The following is a 1,947-nucleotide window of genomic DNA, read 5'->3' on the forward strand; positions in this document are numbered from 1 at the left end:
GGAGGACGAAGTTTTCCTTAGATATCAACAGGTGTTGGGGATCGCCTTTGAAACCGCTATTTTCGTTTGTTCTCAAAAACATTTTAAGCTGTGGCTGCCAAAGGTAAAAAGACGACCCCCCTGATGAAACAGTACAATGGCATCAAGGTTAAATACCCCGATGCGCTGTTGCTATTTCGGGTAGGGGATTTTTACGAAACTTTTGGGGCAGATGCAGAAAAAGCGGCCCGCATCCTGGATATCGTCCTTACTCAAAGGAATAACGGGGGAGATCAGACGGCTTTGGCGGGTTTTCCACACCACGCGCTCAACACCTACCTCCCAAAACTGGTCAAAGCGGGTCAACGGGTCGCTATTTGTGACCAGCTGGAAGATCCCAAGCAAACGAAAACCATCGTCAAAAGAGGAGTAACCGAACTGGTGACTCCCGGGGTGTCCCTGAGCGATGAACTCCTGCAGGCCAAAGCCAATAATTTTCTCGCAGCCGTGCACTTTGGCTCGGGACGTATGGGTATTTCCTTTCTGGATATCTCTACCGGCGAATTTTTTCTGGCCGAAGGTGACCCGACGGATATCGATAAATGGCTGCAAAATTTTGCGCCTTCAGAAATCCTGGTATCCAAAAAACATCGAACTGATTTTAAAGAGGCTTTTGGCACTGCCCACCATTGCTTTTTTGCGGAGGACTGGATCTTTCAGGAGGACTACAGCCGGGAAACACTGATGGGGCATTTTAAAACCTCGGGGCTGAAAGGATTTGGAGTGGAAGACCTTTCTATGGGAATCACGGCCGCCGGAGCCGTTATCCACTACCTGAAGGAAACCCAGCACCGGCAGCTCGGTCATATTACGTCCCTGAGTCGTTTGTCTTCCTCGGATTACGTCTGGATGGATCGCTTTACCCTGCAGAACCTGGAGCTTTTTCAGGCCCGTGATCCCCGGGGGGTATCCCTCCTTGAGGTTTTGGACAAAACACGCTCTCCTATGGGGGGCAGGCTTTTGAGACGATGGCTGGCCATGCCACTCAAACAACTGGATGCGATTCGGGAACGGCACAAGGTCGTGGGCTATTTCGCCCAGCGAGACCCTTTATTGGAAACGATTCGGGAACACCTGGGGCGCACCGGCGACCTGGAACGCCTGATTGCCAAAGGGGCAGCCGGTAAAATTACACCCAGGGAAACCGTACACCTGAAAAATGCGCTGGAAACACTGATCCCGCTTAAGAATCGGATTACAGAGGTTGAAGAACCGGCCCTGGCCCGGATCGGGCAGGCCATTGACCCATGTGAAGCCCTACGCGAACGTATAAAGGAGGTCCTCCTGGAGGAAGCCCCTGCCGGTATTGGCAAAGGGGACACTATCGCCCCGGGGTTTTCGGCGGAACTGGATGAGCTTCGGGACCTGGCGCGTTCCGGAAAGGCTTATCTGAATCAAATGCTGGAAAGGGAAACGGCCCGCACGGGAATTACCTCCCTTAAAATCGCTTCCAACAATGTCTTTGGCTATTATATAGAAGTGCGCAATACCCATAAAGACAAAGTCCCCGAGGAGTGGATAAGAAAGCAAACCCTGGTCAACGCAGAACGCTATATCACAGAAGAACTCAAAGAATACGAGGCCAAAATCCTGGGGGCGGAAGAACGTATCCTGGAATTGGAAGTCCAGCTCTTTAATCAATTGGTGGTTTGGATGCAGGAATACATCCGTCCGGTTCAGGAAAACGCCCGCCTGGTGGCGAAACTGGACTGCCTTTGCAGTTTTGCGCAAATGGCCCGGGAATACAATTATGCTTCCCCCCAGATGACAGATGCCACCGACCTGAACATAAAAGGGGGTCGCCACCCGGTCATCGAGCGGCAATTGCCTCCCGGGCAGGCCTATATCCCCAACGATCTGGTTTTAAACCGGGAAGATCAGCAACTCATTGTAATTACGGGGCCAAAT

General features: G+C 51.9%; 1 protein-coding gene. It reads left to right on the forward strand.

All coding sequences use genetic code 11. From position 1 onward, the window contains the following. Positions 1-90: 90 nt before the first annotated feature. The coding region (mutS, locus tag WBV75_RS09795) for a DNA mismatch repair protein MutS (protein WP_424120438.1) at positions 91-1,947 on the forward strand (1,857 nt) is incomplete at its 3' end.

Source organism: Robiginitalea sp., assembly GCF_049588695.1.
In the GTDB taxonomy this organism is placed as follows: domain Bacteria; phylum Bacteroidota; class Bacteroidia; order Flavobacteriales; family Flavobacteriaceae; genus Robiginitalea.